Origin of the sequence: Curtobacterium sp. HSID17257 (genome assembly GCF_003989515.1) — a bacterium.
Classification (GTDB): Bacteria; Actinomycetota; Actinomycetes; order Actinomycetales; family Microbacteriaceae; genus Curtobacterium.
Map to the genome: position 1 here is coordinate 1 of NZ_RBLU01000007.1, position 17,253 is coordinate 17,253.

Sequence of the window (17,253 nt, forward strand, 5' to 3'; positions counted from 1 at the left end):
TTGAAGGCACGCCGCGCCCCGTCACGGACACCGCACCCCTGTACACCGGGGCGCAACGTCCGCGACGGGGCGCGAACGCGGATCCGGACGCCGCGCCACGCGACGGACGGGAGGCACGGTGCGAGCCCGCACCGTGCCTCCCGTCCGTCAGCCGGTCACGCCGGCCGCTCGCGTCAGTACGCGACGCCGAAGCGGGCGCGGTGGTGCGCCGGGCGCTCGATCTCGTCGACGATCGCAATCGCGTAGTCCGCACCGGAGATGTCCGAGTTGCCCTCGGCGTCGGTGAGGAGCAGGTCGTCCGTGGTGCGGTAGGTGCCCCGACGCTCACCGGGGTTGTACCCACCGAAGGCCGCGGCCGGGCTCACGTAGAACCAGTCGACGTCGCCGGTGTACTCGCCGGAGCGCAGGCGGTCGAGGATCTCGCCGTGGCTCTTCGCCTCGCCCTTGAAGGCGTCCGGGAACTCCGCGGTGTCGTACAGCGCCGGGCCGCCCTCGGCGACGAGCAGCGAACCCGCGCCGCCGACGATGCCGAGTCGGGCGCCGGCAGCAGCAGCCGCGTCGACGAAGTGCTGGAACCTGTCCTTGAGCTCGCTGCCGTCCGCCTGGACCGCGTGCAGCGAGACCACGACGACGTCGGCGTCCTTTGTGACGTCCGCCACGAACGACGGCTCGAAGGCGTCGCCCGGCGCGAGGGTGAGCCCCTCGGCGGCGTCGAGCTTGGAGGTGTCGCGGGCGACGGCGGTGACGGCGATGCCGCGGGACAGGGCCTCGCGGACGATGGCGGAGCCGGCGTACCCGGTGCCGCCGAAGACGACGATGTTGGTCATGAGTGTCCTTCCGTGACTGGTGCGACCGACGGTACTCGCGTTACTCTCTTCTGGGAAGTAGGCACCTCACAGTGCGTAACGGAGGTCGGATGTCAGCGCTCGAGTACAGCCCCTACGCGGCGGACTGCCCCTCTCGGCAGCTGCTCGACCGGATCGGCGACCGGTGGAGCGTCCTGGTGATCGGGTCGCTCGTGGACGGCCCGCAGCGCTACTCCGCCGTCGCGGACCGGGTGCAGGGCGTGTCGCAGAAGATGCTGACGCAGACGCTGCGCGCGCTCGAGCGGGACGGGCTCGTGACGCGCACGGTCTTCCCCGAGATCCCGCCGCGGGTCGAGTACGAGCTCACCGAGCGGGGGCGGTCGCTCCGCACCGTGCTGGCGCCGCTCGAGGACTGGGCGACGTCGCACATGGCCGACGTGCAGGACTCGCGCGACGCGTACGACGCGCACTGAGCCGGGCGCGGCGGCGCCGCGGCACTTGCAGTCCCGGTGACGCACGCAGCCGCCGGCCGAGCGCCCCGGACACGCGCGACCGGCCGCCGCTGACCGTCACCAGGAAGACCCGGGGACCCACGGTGGTTGCCTGGACACATGCGATCGATCGTCTACACGAAGCCCGGTGACAGCAGCGTCCTCGACCTGGTCGAGCGGGAGGTCCCGCAGCCCGGTCCCGGCGAGGTCCGCGTCCGCGTCGTCGTCTCCGGCGTGAACCCCACCGACTGGAAGGCCCGCGCCGGCGGCACCTACGGCGACGGCCTCCCCTTCCCCGAGATCACCCCGAACCAGGACGGCGCCGGCGTGGTCGACGCCGTCGGCGAGGGCGTCGACACCCTCCACGAGGGCGACCGCGTGTGGCTGTACATGGCCGCCGCCAGCCGTCCCACCGGCACCGCGCAGGAGTACACGGTCGTCCCGGCAGCGCGCGCCGTCGCGCTGCCCGAGGGCACGAGCCTCGACGTCGGCGCCTCGCTCGGCGTCCCCGCGATGACCGCACACCGCGCGCTCACCACGCACGAGGACGGCCCGTCGCGACTCGCGCCCGGTGCCCTCGAGGGCCGCACCGTCCTGGTCGCCGGCGGCGCCGGGGCCGTCGGCCACGCGGCGATCCAGCTCGCCCGCTGGGCCGGCGCGACCGTCATCAGCACGATCAGCTCCGACGAGAAGGCCGCCCTGGCGACCGCCGCCGGCGCCCACCACACCGTGAACTACCGCGACGAGGACGCCGCCACGCGCATCCGCGAGATCGCCCCGGACGGCGTGGACATCGTCGTCGAGGTCTCGATCCCGCAGAACGCGCAGCTCGTCGCCGACGTCCTGGCGAACCACGGCGTCGTGTCGATCTACGCGAACAACGGCGGCGACGAGGCGACGCTCCCGATCCGCCCGAACATGTCGGTGAACGCCCGGTACCAGTTCCTGCTGCTCTACACGATCGGTGACCGGGCGCTCGCCGCTGCCGCCGAGGACGTCACCGCCGCACTGCGCGACGAGGTCCTGCCCGTCGGCGAGGACGCGGGCCTCCCCCTCACGCGCTTCGCGCTCGAGGACACCGCGGCTGCGCACGACGCCGTCGAGGGCGACGCGGTCGGCAAGGTCCTGATCGACGTCGCGTCCGAGTAGGACCGTCGCGCGGTCTTCTCTGACCGACTGACGGACGGGAGGCGCGTGGCGGGATCGCCACGCGCCTCCCGTCCGTCTCGGTGCGGGTACCCGCCAGGTCGCGTCCGGCGAGCCCGTTACGCTGTCCCCGTGTCAGAGCAACGCCGCAGTCCCGGGAACCAGACTTCACTGCGTGAAGCCAACCGGGGCCGGGTCATCGCTGCGGTGAAGCGCCACGGCGGCCTGACCCAGGTCGAGCTGGCCGGGGTGACCGGCCTGTCGCCCGCGACGGTCTCGAACATCGTCAAGGAACTCGTCGCGACCGGGGCCCTGCACGCCACCCCGAGCACGTCGAGCGGGCGTCGGGCTCTCCGGGTGACGCTCCCGCACGGCCTCGGCCTGGTCGCCGGCGTGCACGTTTCGCCGCGGCGCCTCCGGGTCGCCCTGTCCGACCTCAACGCGACGGTGCTGGCCGAGCGGCACATGCCCCTCGCCCGCGACCACCGAGCCGACGCGGAGCTCGACAAGACCGCCCTCCTCGTCGTGGACATGGTGGAGTCGATCGAGTCGTCGATGGACGAGGTGCTCGCGGTCGGACTCGCCGTCGCCGCGCCGATCGACCGCCGGACCGGCATGACCGCGCGGGGAGGGATCCTGCGCGGGTGGGACGGCGTGCCGCTCGGGGCGTCGCTCGCGCGGCGACTGGGCAAGCCCGTCCAGGTCGACAACTCAGCGAACCTCGCAGCCCTCGCCGAGCACCGCAGCGGAGCCGCCCGCGGGCGCAGCACCGTCGTGACGCTCGACGTCGGGAACGGCATCGGGGCCGGACTGCTGCTCGACGGGCGACTCTTCCGTGGACACCACGGCGTCGCGGGCGAGTTCGGGCACACGCCCGTCGCGCCGCACGGCCCCGTGTGCCGGTGCGGGAACCGTGGCTGCCTCGAGGCGGTCGCGGGCGGCCCCGCGGTCCTGGCGGGCATCCGCGACGAGGTCGGCACCCTGAAGCTCGCGGACCTCGTCCTGCGCGCGATGGCGGGTGACGACACCTGCATCCGGGCGATCGCGGACGCCGGACGGACGATCGGCACCGCGGCGGTCGGACTGTGCAACCTGCTCGACCCGGAGCGCGTCGTCGTCACCGGGGAGTTCGCCCGCGCCGGCGAGCTGCTGCTCGGGCCGATGCGGCACGCCCTGGAGTCGTCGCTCGTCGTCGAGGTGGACGGCACACCGGACGTGGTGCAGGGGCAGCTCGGGGAACGCGCGGCGGTCACCGGGGCGCTCGCGCTGGCGATCGAGTCGGTGGACGTCACGCAGGCACGCTGACCTCAGTGCCGACGTCGCCGCCGGCCTCGGTCTGCACCGTCCGCCGCAGATAACGTTTTCGGTACCACCCGCGCATCGCTTGCGTTCAAGTCTTGCAGCCAAGGACGTCCGCTGCCACACTCAGCACACCGCCACCGTGGGCGGTCCACCCGTTGGAGGACGTTTCAATGAAGAAAGCCACCACACGCGCCATGCTGGGCGCCGGCGCCCTGCTGCTCGCGATCACCACACTCGCCGGTTGCTCGAACGGAGCGGACGCGAACAACGGCTCCGGAGGAGGAGGCGGGGACGCGTCGAACGCGAAGATCGGTCTGCTCCTGCCCGACTCCGTCACCGCCCGCTACGCCAGCGCCGACCGCCCGCTCTTCACCGCGGAGGTCAAGAAGCAGTGCCCGGACTGCTCCGTCGTGTACGCGAACGCCGACGGCGACGCATCGAAGCAGCTCCAGCAGGCCCAGTCGATGCTCACCCAGGGCGTCAAGGTCCTCGTCCTCGACCCCTTCGACGGCGAGGCAGCGGCCTCGATCGTGCAGCAGGCCAAGGCCAAGAAGGTCCCCGTCATCTCGTACGACCGTCTCATCAACAGCCCCGACCTGAGCTACTACATCTCGTTCGACAACGAGAAGGTCGGCGAGCTGCAGGGTCAGGCACTCGTCGACGCGCTCAAGGCGAAGAACGTGCCGGCCGGCTCGGGGATCATCATGGTCAACGGCTCCCCGACCGACAACAACGCCTCGCAGTTCAAGAAGGGCGCACACTCGGTCATCGACAAGAGCGGCTACAAGGTGCTCGCCGAGTACGACACCCCCGGGTGGGACCCTGCCAAGGCGCAGGACTGGGCAGCCGGGCAGATCAGCAAGCTCGGTACGGACGAGATCGCCGGTGTGTACGCGGCGAACGACGACACCGGCGGCGGTGTCATCGCGGCGCTGAAGGCAGCCGGTGCGAAGACGCTCCCGCCGGTCACCGGACAGGACGCCAGCCTCGCCGGCATCCAGCGCATCCTCGCCGGTGAGCAGTACATGACCGTCTACAAGGCGTTCAAGCCCGAGGCCTCGAAGGCGGCCGACTTGGCGATCCAGTTCGCCAAGGGCGAGGACCCGAAGGGCGAGACCACGGTGAAGACCGCCGGTGGCGCCTCCGTGCAGTCGACGCTGCTCGAGCCCGTCGCGGTGACGACGGAGAACGTGCAGGACACCGTCGTGAAGGACGGCCTGTACGAGGTCGGCCAGATCTGCACCGCGCAGTACGCCTCCGCCTGCACCACGGCCGGCATCAAGTAGCCCCACCGCGGGTCCGGGGCGCTCCGGACCCGTCACGACACCGCCCGCCCGGTCCCTCCTCGGACCGGGCGGGCCCCACCTCGGAGAGGACGCTCCCGTGAGCAACGAGGCACCCGCACCACACCCCTCCGCCGAGCCGGTGATGTCCCTCCGTGGCATCACGAAGCGGTTCGGCGCCGTCCAGGCCCTGAGCGACATCGACTTCGACGTGTACCCGGGCGAGGTGGTCGCGATCGTCGGCGACAACGGCGCCGGCAAGTCCACGTTCGTGAAGATCCTCGCCGGGGTGTACACCCCCGACGGCGGCACCATCACGTTCGGCGGTGACGAGGTCACCGTGCCCAACCCGGCCGCCGCACAGGACCTCGGCATCGCGACCGTCTTCCAGGACCTCGCCCTCGCCGACAACCTCGACGTCGTGTCGAACCTGTACCTCGGGCGCGAGATCGTGCACCCGTTCCTCGACGAGGAGGAGATGGAGCGCCGCTCGTGGGAGCTCCTGCAGCAGCTCGCCGCCCGGATCCCCTCGGTCCGGATCCCGATCGCATCGCTCTCCGGCGGTCAGCGCCAGACCGTCGCGATCGCCCGCTCCCTGATCGGCGACCCACAGGTCGTGATCCTCGACGAGCCCACCGCCGCACTCGGCGTCGCCCAGACCGCCGAGGTCCTCAACCTCGTCGAGCGGCTGCGCGAGCGGGGCCTCGGGGTGGTCCTCATCAGCCACAACCTCGCGGACGTGCAGGCCGTGGCCGACCGGGTCGCGGTCCTGCGCCTTGGTCGGAACAACGGGACCTTCCGCATCGACGACGTCTCCTACGAGGAGATCATCGCCGCCATCACCGGGGCCACCGACAACGCCGTCACGCGTCGCGCGGCTGCCCGGACCGAGCAGGAGACGACAGCATGAGCAAGACCGACGAGACCCTCACCGCGGCGACCCCGACGGCGTCAGCGGCGGACCTGCAGGACGAACGACTCCTCCGCGACCAGGGACTCGGTGGCGCCGCCAGGGCGTTCGTGCGCCGGGTCCGTGGCGGCGACATCGGTTCACTGCCGGTGGTCGTCGGACTCGTGGTCATCTGGGCGGTGTTCCAGGCGCTCTCCCCCGACTTCCTGTCCCCGGGCAACCTCGTCAACCTCGCGCTGCAGTGCGCCGCGGTCGGCACCATCGCCATCGGGATCGTCCTCGTGCTGCTCCTCGGTGAGATCGACCTCTCCGTCGGCAGTGTCAGTGGTCTGGCCGCCGCGATCCTCGGGCAGGGACTCACGTCGCTCGGGTGGCCGCTCTGGCTCGTCCTCCTGGTCGCGCTCGCGGTCGGCGCCGCGGCGGGCCTGCTCTACGGCCTGCTCTTCACCCGCTTCGGCGTCCCGAGCTTCGTGATCACCCTCGCCGGCCTGCTCGGCTTCCTCGGCCTGCAGCTGCTCATCCTCGGGCCGAACGGGTCGATCAACCTGCCCTACACCGACCCGATCGTGCAGTTCGCCTCGGCGTCCTACCTGCCGCCCTGGCTCGCGTACCTGCTGGCGGCCGTGGCCGCGGGCGGGCTCTTCGTCACCGAGGTCCGCCGCGCCGCCCGCCGTCGGAAGGCCGGGCTCTCGACGGGCGCGATCTCGCTGACGATCACGAAGTCGGTGCTGCTGTTCGTCGGCCTCGCGGTCATGGTCTGGTACCTGTCGCGCGACTTCGGCACCGGCACCTCGTTCGTGTTCTTCGTCGTCCTCGTCGTGCTGATGAACTTCCTGCTCAAGCGCACCCGCTGGGGCCGGTCGGTCTACGCGGTCGGCGGCAACGTCGAGGCGGCGCGACGTTCCGGCATCCGGGTGAACCGCATCTACATCTCGGTGTTCGTGCTCACGTCGCTCTTCGCCACGGTCGGCGGCATCCTGGCCGCGGCACGCCTCAACTCGGCGAGCCTGTCGTCGGGCGCCGGTGACACCAACCTCAACGCCATCGCCGCCGCGGTCATCGGCGGGACGAGCCTGTTCGGCGGCCGAGGGAGTGCGTGGTCGGCGCTCCTCGGCATCGTCGTGATCCAGTCGATCTCGAACGGGCTGACCCTCCTCAGCCTCGACTCGTCGATCCGCTACATGATCACCGGTGCCGTCCTGCTGCTCGCCGTCATCATCGACTCGCTGTCGCGGCGGAGCCGCGCCAGCCACGGGGCGGCCTGACCGAGCGCGTGCGACACCGGACGGGAGGCGCGTGACCACACCGGCACGCGCCTCCCGTCCGTCACGTCCCCGGTTCGTCGACGTGACCTGGTATGCAGGACCCATGACCGACCTCTCGACGCCCACGCCCGGAACCAGAGCACTCGTCCTCGGCGGCGGCGGCGTCGCCGGCATCGCGTGGGAGGTCGGGGTGCTCTCCGCCCTGCAGGACGCCGGGGTCGACCTCGACGCCGCGGACCTGGTCGCCGGGACGAGCGCCGGCAGCGTCGTCGGGTCGTTCGTGCGCGCCGGCGCCGTGGCCCACGCGTACGAGCAGCAGCACGCGCCGCTGCCGAGCACGTACGTCGAGCCGGAGCGGATCGCCGGCGAGGACTTCCAGGACCGCCTGCTGCAGGTGCTCGCCGGCGCGACCTCGGAGCAGGACGCCCGCGCGCGGCTCGGGGCCGTGGTGCAGCAGGTCGTCACCGGGCAGTCCGACGACGAACGGGTCGCGACGTTCAGCGAGACGCTGCCGTCGACCGAGTGGCCGGCGAAGCCGCTCGCGCTGACCACCATCGACGCCCTCGACGGTGCGTTCCGGGTGCTGACCGCCGAGTCGGGCGTCCCGCTCCCCCGCGCCGTCGCGGCGAGCTGCTCGGTGCCGTTCGTGTGGTCACCCGTGCACATCGACGGGGTGCCGCACTACGACGGCGGCCTCCGCTCCGCCACGAACGCGGACGTCGCCGCCGGGTACGAGCGCGTGCTCGTCGTGGCCTGCGGGCCAGAGGGACCGTCGCCGCTCGGGCCGTGGCTCGACGTGGCGGTGGAGTCGCTCCGGGCCGGCGGGAGCTCGGTCGAGACGATCGTGGCGGACAGCGGGGCGCAGCACGCCTTCGGGGACAACTCGCTGTCGCTGTCGACGCAGGCGCCCTCGGCGACCGAGGGCCGGCGGCAGGGCGAGGCGGCGGCCGAGGCAATCGCGGCCTTCTGGGCGTAGGCGACGCGGCGGGCGTCGGCGTCGGCGTCGGCGTCGGCGCAGCGGACGCTCCTAGACGAACGCGGCCTGCCCGGTGATCGCCCGACCCACGATGAGCGTGTTCACCTCGCGCGTGCCCTCGTAGGAGTAGATCGCCTCGGCATCGGAGAAGAAGCGCGCGACGCCCTTGTCGAGCACGATGCCGTTGCCGCCCTGGACCTCGCGGCACCAGCCGACGGTCTCGCGCATCTTCGCCGTCGCGAACGCCTTCGCCATCGCGGAGTGCTCGTCGGCGCCGACGCCCTGGTCCTGCATGGCAGAGGCCTGCGTGCACAGTGCGATCGACGCGGTGATGTTCATGAGCGACCGCACGAGCAGGTCCTGCACCATCTGGTGCGCCGCGATCGGCTTGCCGAACTGGATGCGCTCGCGGGCGTAGGCGAGCGCGGCCTCGTAGGCACCGATCGCGATGCCGATGGCCTGCCAGGCGACCTCGGTCCGGGTGAGCCGGAGCACCGCCGCCGTGGTGCGGAAGGAGTCCGCGCGCTGCAGCCGGCGCGACTCGGGAACCCGGACGCCGTCGAGCACGATGTCGGCGTTCTGCACCGTGCGCAGGGCGATCTTGTCCTCGATCTTCGTCGCGGTGAAGCCCGGGGTGTCCGTCGTGACGAGGAAGCCCTTGACCTGCTCGTCGGCGACGTCCTTCGCCCAGATGACGACGACGTCCGCGAAGGTCGCGTTGCCGATCCACCGCTTCTCGCCGTCGAGCACCCAGGTGTCGCCCTCGCGCCGGGCGGTGGTGCGGAGTCCGCGGGCGGAGTCGCTGCCCGACAGCGGCTCGGTCAGCCCGAAGGCCCCGACGACCTCGCCTCGGGCCATGCGCGGCAGCCACTCCTGCTGCTGCTCGTCGCTGCCGCCGACCGCGATCGAGTTCATCGCGAGACCGGACTGGACACCGATGAACGTCGAGACGCCGGCGTCGATGCGACCGAGCTCGAGCGCCGCCCAGCCGCGGTAGACGGCCGAGTTCTCGAAGTGCCGCACGAGCGGGATGCCCGGCCCGTACATGCCGAGTTCGGCGAGCGGCGCGATGGTCTGCATCGGGAACTCCGCCCGCGCCCAGTACTGGTCGGCGATCGGTCGCACCTCGGCCTCGAGGTACGCGCGCAGCTGCCCGAGCGACTCCCGCTCGCGGGGCGTGAGCCCCTCCTGGAAGCGGTAGAAGTCGGATTCGAGCAGGGGCGTGTCGGTGATCGACGTTGACATGGCACCAACGATGCATCATTCTCGAAAACGTTGCAAGACCGGCGTCGGCACTCAGGGGGAACGGTGAGGAACGAACCACTCGGCACGCTCGGATCGACGCTCGTCCCGAGCGCGCTGGCCGCCAGACTGGAGGCGCACGGCGACTCCCGACGCGCGTTCCGTTCCGCACGTCGAGCGTTCATCGACGGGGCGCGCATCGACATGGGCTCGCTCGCCGCGTCCCTCGGTGTCGACCGCACCTCGCTGTTCCGCTGGGTCGGCAACCGCGACCAGCTGCTCTCGGAGATCCTGTGGTCACTCGCCGTGCCGACGCTCGACGCTGCGGGACGGGCAGCGGCTCCGTCCGGCGCCGCGCGGATCGTCGACGTGCTCGACCACTTCACGGCGGACCTCATCCGAGCGCCCTACTTCCGCGCCTTCCTGACGCGTGAGCCGAGCCGTGCCCTGCGGCTGCTGACGACGGCGGACAGCGACGTGCAGCGCCGCTTCGTCGCGGTGGTGACCTCCGTGATCACGACGGAGCACGAGGCCGGCGCGTTCGACCCGACGCCGCTGTCCGCCGGGGAACTCGCACGGCTGCTCGTCCGGGTCTCGGAGTCGTTCACGTACGCGGACCTGATCTCCGGCGAGACCCCGGACCCCGAACGCGCCCGGACGACGTTCGAGTACATCCTCCGGCCGTGACGCCCGGGGTCCGTGCCCGCGAGGTCACTTCTGCGCGGCGAGCTCCAGGTTGATGTCGTCCGGGTCCTGCACGGACAGGATGACCATGCCCGCATCACCGAGGTCGGTGACCTCGCCGTGCTCGATGCCGGCGGCGTCGAGGCGTCCGGCAGCGGCGTGCAGCTCGTCGACGGAGCCCACGACGAAGCTCACGTGGTCGAGGCCGACGGTGTCCGGGTCGAAGCGCTGACCGCTCGGGGCCACCGGGCGCAGCCCGAAGAGCTGCTCGCCGACCGGGAAGATCGCGCCGCCGTAGAGCCGCTCGCGGTCCTCGGTGATCCCGGGCTCGTCGATGTGCTCGCTGAAGTCCATCGCGGGCGCGGTACCGAGCAGCTGCTCGTAGAACGCCTTGCTCCGGTGGATGTCGGTGACGGTGACCCGCACGTGTGCGAGGCCGAGGGGCTTGACGATCTGTTCGCTCATGCACCAGAGCCAACGCCGGAGGCCTGAGCAGCCCCGGGCAGCGTGCGGGTACCGGCCAGCCCTGCCGGCGAGCGGTGGATCAGGCGTGGGACGGTCGCGGTGCGGCGAGCTCGAGAGACCACGAATGCGACATCGAACCAGCGCGCGGTGCTGGTTCGATGTCGCATCCGTGGTTCGACTCTCGCCGCCCGCCGGTCAGATCAGCGCGTCGGTGAGGTGGTTCGGCGTCCCGAAGCGGTGCGCCGTGATCGACACCGCCTGCTCGCGGAGGAACGGCAGCAGCTCGATGCGGCCGGCCTCGGTGACGGGTTCCCCGTACACGGCGACGTCCGGTCGCCCGCCGATCGCGGTCGTCAGCGTTGCGGTCTCGCCGCCGATGAGCCGGACCCGGGTGGACTCCCCACGCTCGATGCGCTTCGCGAACGCCTCGTCCGACTGCCCCTCGGCGACGGAACGCACGTTCGGCAGCGCACGGATCGCGGATGCGAGCGCCGACGGCAGCGCAGCCACCGTCGAGACGTCGATCGTCGTGCCGGCTCGGACTGCTGCGGCGAGGACGCGCACGAGGTCGGCGACCGCGGCCTCCTCCGCCGAAGCCAGGCGGACGTGCACGCCCGGGTACGGCAGGTACCGCGCGATGTTCCGCTCGGCCGAGAGCGCCGACACGTCGACCGCTGCGCCGAAGAGGGACGACCAGGCCTGCTCGTCGGACGCGGTGGCCCGGTCGAGCGACTCGGACGCGATCCCGGTGCCGCGGAGGAACGAGCGCACCGGAGCGGACACCGTCCCACCGGTCGACGCCTGTGCCGGCGACCACGACCCGAGACCGAGCAGGTAGTTCAGCCCGCCGGCCTTCGTACCGGCACCGACCGCGGACTTCTTCCACCCGCCGAACGGCTGCCGCCGGACGATCGCACCGGTGATCCCGCGGTTGACGTAGAGGTTGCCCGCCTCGATCCGGTCGAGCCACGTGCCGATCTCGGTGGCGTCGAGCGAGTGCAGGCCCGAGGTCAGGCCGTAGTCGACCTCGTTCACGATGTCGATCGCCTCGTCGAGGGTCTTCGCGGTCATGATGCCGAGGATCGGGCCGAAGTACTCCGTGCGGTGGAAGGCCGACCCGCGCCGGACGCCGTCGCGGACCCCGGGGCTCCAGAGCTTGCCGGTGTCGTCGAGGCGCTCCGGTGCGACCGCCCAGGACTCCCCCGCTCCGAGCGTCGTCAGCCCCTCGAGCAGCTTGCCGGCCGCGGGCTCGATGACCGGACCCATCTGCGTCGTCGGGTCGGTCGGGTACCCGACGGTGAGTGACGACACGGCGTCGAGGAGCTGCGACCGGAACCGGCGCGAGGTCGCCACGGACCCCACGAGCACCACGAGCGAGGCGGCCGAGCACTTCTGGCCGGCGTGCCCGAACGCCGAGGCGACGACGTCCTTCACGGCGAGGTCGAGGTCGGCCGACGGCGTGACGATGATCGCGTTCTTGCCGGAGGTCTCCGCGAGCAGCGGCAGGTCGGGGCGGAACGACCGGAACAGCTCCGCGGTCTCGTACGCACCGGTGAGGATGACCCGGTCGACCTGCGGCGCGGCGATGAGCTGCTTGCCGAGGTCGTCCTCGGCCACTTGCACGAAGGCGAGCACGTCGGCCGGTACCCCGTGGGCGTCGAGCGCGGTCTCGATGACCGATGCCAGCACGGCGCCGCACCGCTCGGCCGGCGGCGCCGGCTTCAGCACGACGGCAGAACCGGCGGCGAGCGCCGCCAGGGTCGAGCCGGCCGGGATCGCCACCGGGAAGTTCCACGGCGGGGTGACCAGGGTCAGCGCGGCGGGCGTGAAGGTCGCGCCGTCGACGTCGTCGAGCTGCGCGGCGAGCTCGCCGTAGAAGTGCGCGAAGTCGATCGCCTCGGAGACCTCGACGTCGGCCTGGTCGATCGTCTTGCCGGCCTCGGCCGCCATGACCTCGACGAGCGCGGCGCGGTTCGCCTCGAGCGCGTCGCCGACGGCGTGCAGGACCGCACCGCGGGCTGCCCCGGACCACTGGCCCCACTCGGTACCGGCGGCGCGGACGCGACCCAGGACGGACTCGAGCTGCTCGGCGGAGGTGAGCCGGGCCTCTTGGACGGCGCGTTCGCCGAGCGTCGACGTGGCGACGCGCGACGTGATCGCGGCACCCCACTCGCGGACCGTCGCGACCGACGGGTCACTGTCCGGCGTGTTCTCGAAGTGCCCGGGGCGGGGCCGCTCGACCGCCGCGTACCGGTCGGCAATGCGGTGCGGCGCCGGGGCGTCGAGACCGCCGGGCTGCGTGAGCGGGGCGAGGGAGTCGCGGAAGCGGGACTCCTCGCGAGCGAAGAGCTCGGGCGACGAGGCCAGCGAGAACACCGCCGACATGAAGTTCTCCTGCGACGCGCCTTCTTCGAGCCGTCGGATCAGGTAGGCGATCGCGACGTCGAACTCGCCCGGGTGGACGACCGGCGTGTACAGGAGCAGCGAACCGACCGTGCGGCGGACCGCCTCGGCCTGCCCCTGGGCCATGCCGAGCAGCATCTCGAACTCGATGCCGTCACGGACGCCGCGCTCCCCGGCGAGCAGCCAGGCGTGCGCGACGTCGAACAGGTTGTGCCCGGCGACGCCCACGCGGACGTTCGCGATGCGCTCAGGCGTGAGCGCCCAGTCGAGCACGCGCTTGTAGTTGGTGTCGGAGTCCTGCTTCGTGTGCCAGGTGGCGAGCGGCCAACCGTGCACCGAGGCCTCGACCTGCTCCATCGGCAGGTTCGCGCCCTTGACGAGCCGGACCTTGATGTCGGCACCGCCGCGGGCGCGACGCGCGGCCGACCACTCCTGCAGGTGCTGCATCGCGGCGAGCGCGTCGGGCAGGTACGCCTGCAGCACGATGCCCGCTTCGAGGTCGGTGAACTCCGGCTCGTCGAGGAGCTTCGTGAAGACCGCGATCGTCAGGTCGAGGTCCTTGTACTCCTCCATGTCGAGGTTGATGAACTTGCGCGGCGAGCTCTGCACGGCTCGGCGGAAGAGCGGACGGAGCTTGGCGATGATGTCCTCGACCGCGTGGTCGAAGGCCCACGGGGAGTGCGGGTGCACGGTCGACGAGACCTTGATCGACACGTAGTCGACGTCGTCGCGGGCGAGGAGCCGCTGCGTGCCCTCGAGCCGGCGCGAGGCCTCCTTCTCGCCGAGCACGGCCTCACCGAGCAGGTTGACGTTCAGCCGCACACCGTCGCGCTTGATCTTCGCGATGGCCGGGCCGAGCTTGGCGTCGGTCGCGTCGACGATCAGGTGGCCGACCATCTCGCGGAGCACCCGGCGCGCGATCGGGACGACGACCCCCGGCAGCACCGGTGCCATGCCACCGCCGAGCCGGACGAGTCCGCGGAGCGCGGCGGGCAGGAAGCCGGGCGCGCCGGGCGCGATCTGCCGGAGCTTCCGTGCGGCCACCCCGAGGTCCTCGGGTCGGACGACGCCGTCGACGAACCCGACCGCGAAGTCGAGTCCGGCCGGGTCGGCGAGGACACCGGCGAGCTGCTTCGCCGAGCCGTCGACCGGGTAGGTCTCGGCCTCGGCCAACCACTGGCGGACGAGGGCGACGGACTGGTCCGCCAGGTCGTCGTGCGGGGTCGGAGCGGCGTCGGTGTCGCGTGCCTGGAGGTCGGTCATGGGATCAGTGTGGAGTTCCGGAAGCGTAAGCGGAAGCAACTCCTGCTGACGCTTACCGTTCAGTTCAGCTACTGTTCGGTCATGCTCGACGTCCGCCGTCTCGTGCTCCTCCGGGAACTCTCGATCCGGGGCACGGTCGCCGCCGTGGCCGGGGCGATGAACTTCACCCCCTCGGCGGTCTCGCAGCAGCTCGCGGTGCTCGAGCGGGAGGCCGGCGTGCAGCTCCTGCGACGCTCCGGTCGGCGGCTGCAGCTCACCCCGCAGGCCGAGGTCCTCGTGGCCGCGGCGGGCGAGGTGCTCGACGTGCTCGAACGCGCACAGGCCAGCGTGGAGTCGACCCTGACGTCCGTGCAGGGCCGCGTGCGCGTCGCCGTCTTCCAGTCCGCAGCCCTCGCCCTGATGCCGACGGCACTCCGCACGATGGCGCTGGAGCACCCCGACGTCCGGGTCGAGATGGTGCAGCGCGAGCCGGAGACGGCGCTGAACGAGACCTGGGCGCGGGACTTCGACATGGTGATCGCCGAGCAATACCCGGCGCACGCGGCACCGCGCTTCCCCGGACTCGACCGTCGCGACCTCACCACCGACTCGGTCCGCCTCGCGCTCCCACCCGTCGACGTCTGCCTGGTGCCGCTCACCGACGACGACCCCGGCGTCGCCCTGCTCGACGCCGCGGACATGCCGTGGGTGATGGAGCCACGCGGGGCCGCGTCCCGACACTTCGCCGAGCAGACCTGCCGCCGCGCCGGCTTCGAACCGGACGTCCGCTACGAGACCGCCGACCTGCAGGCGCAGATCCGCCTGATCGAGTCGGGGAACGCGGTCGGCCTGATGCCGGACCTCGTCTGGGCGGGTCGCTCGACGTCCTGTCGACTCCTCGACCTGCCCGACCCGGCACGCCGCACGATCTTCACGGCACAGCGGATGTCGAGCGCGGACTCGCCCGCCGTGACGGCCCTCCGGGTGGCCCTCGAGGGCGCCGCGAGCGCTCAGCGCGACCACGGGTGATGCCGCGCTCCGGCGTCGTTGCCGGATCGTGACCTCACGTCGGTGAGATCGGTCGCCGTGCCGCACACCTCCAGGTGAGGAGCCATCACGGCTCCACCGCACACCAGGGAGAAGACATGCAGCACGACGACCGGCCGGCCTCCGGCACACCGCGACGTTCCGACCGGGCGCGACGATCGCGTCCGCCGTCGCCGCACTCCTGCGGGCACCCTCCGTACGGAGAGCCGCACACGCCCCCAGTGCAGGTCACGATCCGGCCACACGCGCCCGCGTGGCGCTTCGGAGCGCTTACGATCCGAGAACGCCGGACATTCACGGCAGATTCTCACGATCCGGCACCCGACCGGACCTGATCCCTGGGGGAACAGTGCACCGCAGCACCTCCACGACCCGACGCGCGTGCGCGCTCGGGACCACCGTCGCACTCATCGGTCTGACCACCGGTCTGGGCGTCTTCACCTCGACCGCCGCGTTCGCCGACACGACGGCTGCCGTCTCGTCGACCGACCCCTCGCATTCGACCGCCGCGCCGTCCGACACCGCCACCGCGACTCCGGCCGACACGACCACCGGCGCACCGGCCGGCCAGTCGTCCGACGCCGGCGCGACCCCGACCGCGGACCCGTCGACCCCGGCCGACGCCGAGACGCCGTCGGCCACCGAGACCGCGGCGCCGACGTCGTCCGACGCAGCATCGTCGGGCGCCGCGTCTTCCGACGCCGCCACGACGCCGTCCCCGGCCGCCACCGCCCCCGCAGCAACGGACAGCCCGACCGCCGCCGCCGTGGCCGCACCGACGGTGACCATCGTCGGCACGCCCACCGTCGGCAGCACCCTGGGGTACGTCTCCACCGGGTTCACCGACCCGATCGACGCCTTCTGGGACGTCGACGGCGACACGGTGTGGCACGGCGACACCTTCGTGGTGCCCAAGGAGCTGGTCGGCAAGACGATCACCCTGACGTTGATCGGCAGGGTGCCCGAGCAGTACGCGAAGGCCACCGTCGTCGTCGCCCAGGCCCTGACGCTGACGACCACCGCCGGCCAGGCGTTCTCGCGCTCGTTCGCCGTCCCGGCGCCCAGCGGTGCCGTGACGTACTCCGTCGGCTACGCCGACCCGTCGTCCGCCGACCCCACGGACCCCGACGACGCTCCGGAGTTCCGCCTGCCCTACGACCTGACCCTCGATGCGACGACCGGTGTCCTGAGCGGCACGCCGATCGTCGCCGGCGACTACGAGTTCACGATCGTCGCCACGGACGGGACGACGACCTCGACCCAGTACGTCGAGATCTCGGTGGACCCGGCGGCGGCGGTCGGTGTCCTCGCGTACGTTACGGACACCTCGTCGGCGGAGTACTCCGACCCCATCGACGAGAACGGTGACGCCCACCTGACGCACCCGGTCAAGACCTGGATCATCCACCCGGACGGCAGCATCACCAGCATCACCCAGCCCGCCGACGAGTCGCAGAACCCGACGTACGAGGCGGGCGGCAACCCGACCGTGGCCCAGGGCGGGTCGCTCTGGATCAGTGGTGAGTCGGTCGACGAGTTCGGCAACTTCACGACGCAGTTCGACGAGGACAGCCCCCGCCCGACCGTGACGAGCGACGTCGCCACCGACCAGATCGCCTTCGACGAGGACGAGTACGCGACCAAGGTCACGTTCCCGCACGCCTCGACCCACCGCCTGACGGTGGCGCAGGACGACGTCTCGGTCTCCTTCCCGGTGACGGTCGTCCCGACCGCCGCGACCGTCGGCACCACGCCGACCGTGCCGACGGCCACGACGGGCCAGCTCGCCTTCACCGGTGCCGACGAGACCGCGCCGATCGCCTGGGCCCTCGGCCTGATCGCCGCCGGTGCGGGTCTGGCAGGCGCCCGCACCATCGGTCGCCGTCGCACCCAGCGCTGACACCACCGTCCGGTTCGGCCGTCGGTCCCGTTCGTCGGGCCGTCGGACCGGGCCGGACGGGAGGCACCTCCCGCGGCCCCGCCGTGTCCCA

14 protein-coding genes are annotated in these 17,253 nt (G+C 72.0%); 10 read left to right on the forward strand and 4 right to left on the reverse strand.

Annotated features, from left to right (window positions below; all coding sequences use genetic code 11):
- Window positions 1-173 precede the first annotated feature (173 nt).
- On the reverse strand, window positions 174-827 hold the full coding sequence (locus D8M35_RS02445) for an NAD(P)-dependent oxidoreductase (protein ID WP_126890390.1): 654 nt from the start codon (window positions 825-827) through the stop codon (window positions 174-176).
- Between the two features lie 89 nt (window positions 828-916).
- Between D8M35_RS02445 and D8M35_RS02450 the strand changes: the two genes are divergently transcribed.
- The 7 genes from D8M35_RS02450 to D8M35_RS02480 all read left to right on the forward strand — a co-directional run bounded on the left by D8M35_RS02450 (window position 917) and on the right by D8M35_RS02480 (window position 8,179).
- On the forward strand, window positions 917-1,279 hold the full coding sequence (locus tag D8M35_RS02450; protein WP_126890391.1) for a helix-turn-helix domain-containing protein: 363 nt from the start codon (window positions 917-919) through the stop codon (window positions 1,277-1,279).
- A gap of 138 nt (window positions 1,280-1,417) precedes the next feature.
- Window positions 1,418-2,446 carry an NADPH:quinone reductase gene (locus D8M35_RS02455; RefSeq protein WP_126890392.1) on the forward strand — a complete coding sequence of 343 codons (1,029 nt, stop codon included), beginning with the start codon at window positions 1,418-1,420 and terminating at the stop codon, window positions 2,444-2,446.
- 129 nt (window positions 2,447-2,575) lie between these two features.
- Window positions 2,576-3,748, forward strand: coding sequence for an ROK family transcriptional regulator (locus D8M35_RS02460; RefSeq protein WP_126890393.1), 1,173 nt, complete (start codon window positions 2,576-2,578; stop codon window positions 3,746-3,748).
- A 167-nt stretch (window positions 3,749-3,915) separates the two neighbouring features.
- On the forward strand, window positions 3,916-5,031 hold the full coding sequence (locus tag D8M35_RS02465; RefSeq protein WP_126890394.1) for a sugar ABC transporter substrate-binding protein: 1,116 nt from the start codon (window positions 3,916-3,918) through the stop codon (window positions 5,029-5,031).
- A gap of 142 nt (window positions 5,032-5,173) precedes the next feature.
- Window positions 5,174-5,938: an ATP-binding cassette domain-containing protein gene (locus D8M35_RS02470; protein ID WP_066658013.1), complete on the forward strand. Its 765-nt coding sequence runs from the start codon at window positions 5,174-5,176 to the stop codon at window positions 5,936-5,938.
- Window positions 5,935-7,203, forward strand: a complete 1,269-nt coding sequence (locus tag D8M35_RS02475; protein ID WP_126890395.1) for a sugar ABC transporter permease — start codon at window positions 5,935-5,937, stop codon at window positions 7,201-7,203. The genes D8M35_RS02470 and D8M35_RS02475 overlap by 4 nt, the downstream gene beginning before the upstream one ends.
- A gap of 103 nt (window positions 7,204-7,306) precedes the next feature.
- Window positions 7,307-8,179 carry a patatin-like phospholipase family protein gene (locus D8M35_RS02480; RefSeq protein WP_126890396.1) on the forward strand — a complete coding sequence of 291 codons (873 nt, stop codon included), beginning with the start codon at window positions 7,307-7,309 and terminating at the stop codon, window positions 8,177-8,179.
- Between the two features lie 51 nt (window positions 8,180-8,230).
- Here the strand turns inward: D8M35_RS02480 and D8M35_RS02485 are convergent, their stop codons facing one another.
- Entirely contained in the window at window positions 8,231-9,424 is a 1,194-nt protein-coding gene (locus tag D8M35_RS02485; RefSeq protein WP_126890397.1) for an acyl-CoA dehydrogenase family protein, read from the reverse strand.
- A 63-nt stretch (window positions 9,425-9,487) separates the two neighbouring features.
- Here D8M35_RS02485 and D8M35_RS02490 point away from each other — a divergent pair, with 63 nt between their 5' ends.
- On the forward strand, window positions 9,488-10,108 hold the full coding sequence (locus D8M35_RS02490; protein ID WP_174234678.1) for a QsdR family transcriptional regulator: 621 nt from the start codon (window positions 9,488-9,490) through the stop codon (window positions 10,106-10,108).
- Window positions 10,109-10,132: 24 nt separating this feature from the next.
- On the opposite strand, the gene D8M35_RS02495 is transcribed toward D8M35_RS02490, so the two are convergent.
- Window positions 10,133-10,570 (reverse strand): VOC family protein, encoded by a 438-nt coding sequence (locus D8M35_RS02495; protein WP_126890398.1) that lies wholly within the window; start codon window positions 10,568-10,570, stop codon window positions 10,133-10,135.
- A 195-nt stretch (window positions 10,571-10,765) separates the two neighbouring features.
- The gene (locus D8M35_RS02500; protein ID WP_126890399.1) at window positions 10,766-14,236 is read right to left on the reverse strand and encodes a bifunctional proline dehydrogenase/L-glutamate gamma-semialdehyde dehydrogenase; all 3,471 of its coding nucleotides are present in this window, start codon (window positions 14,234-14,236) and stop codon (window positions 10,766-10,768) included.
- Window positions 14,237-14,317: 81 nt separating this feature from the next.
- Between D8M35_RS02500 and D8M35_RS02505 the strand changes: the two genes are divergently transcribed.
- Both D8M35_RS02505 and D8M35_RS02510 read left to right on the forward strand, forming a co-directional pair.
- The gene (locus tag D8M35_RS02505) at window positions 14,318-15,244 is read left to right on the forward strand and encodes a LysR substrate-binding domain-containing protein (RefSeq protein WP_126890400.1); all 927 of its coding nucleotides are present in this window, start codon (window positions 14,318-14,320) and stop codon (window positions 15,242-15,244) included.
- Window positions 15,245-15,611: 367 nt separating this feature from the next.
- Complete coding sequence (locus D8M35_RS02510; RefSeq protein WP_126890401.1) at window positions 15,612-17,162, forward strand: Ig domain-containing protein; 1,551 nt, start codon at window positions 15,612-15,614, stop codon at window positions 17,160-17,162.
- Window positions 17,163-17,253: the final 91 nt, after the last annotated feature.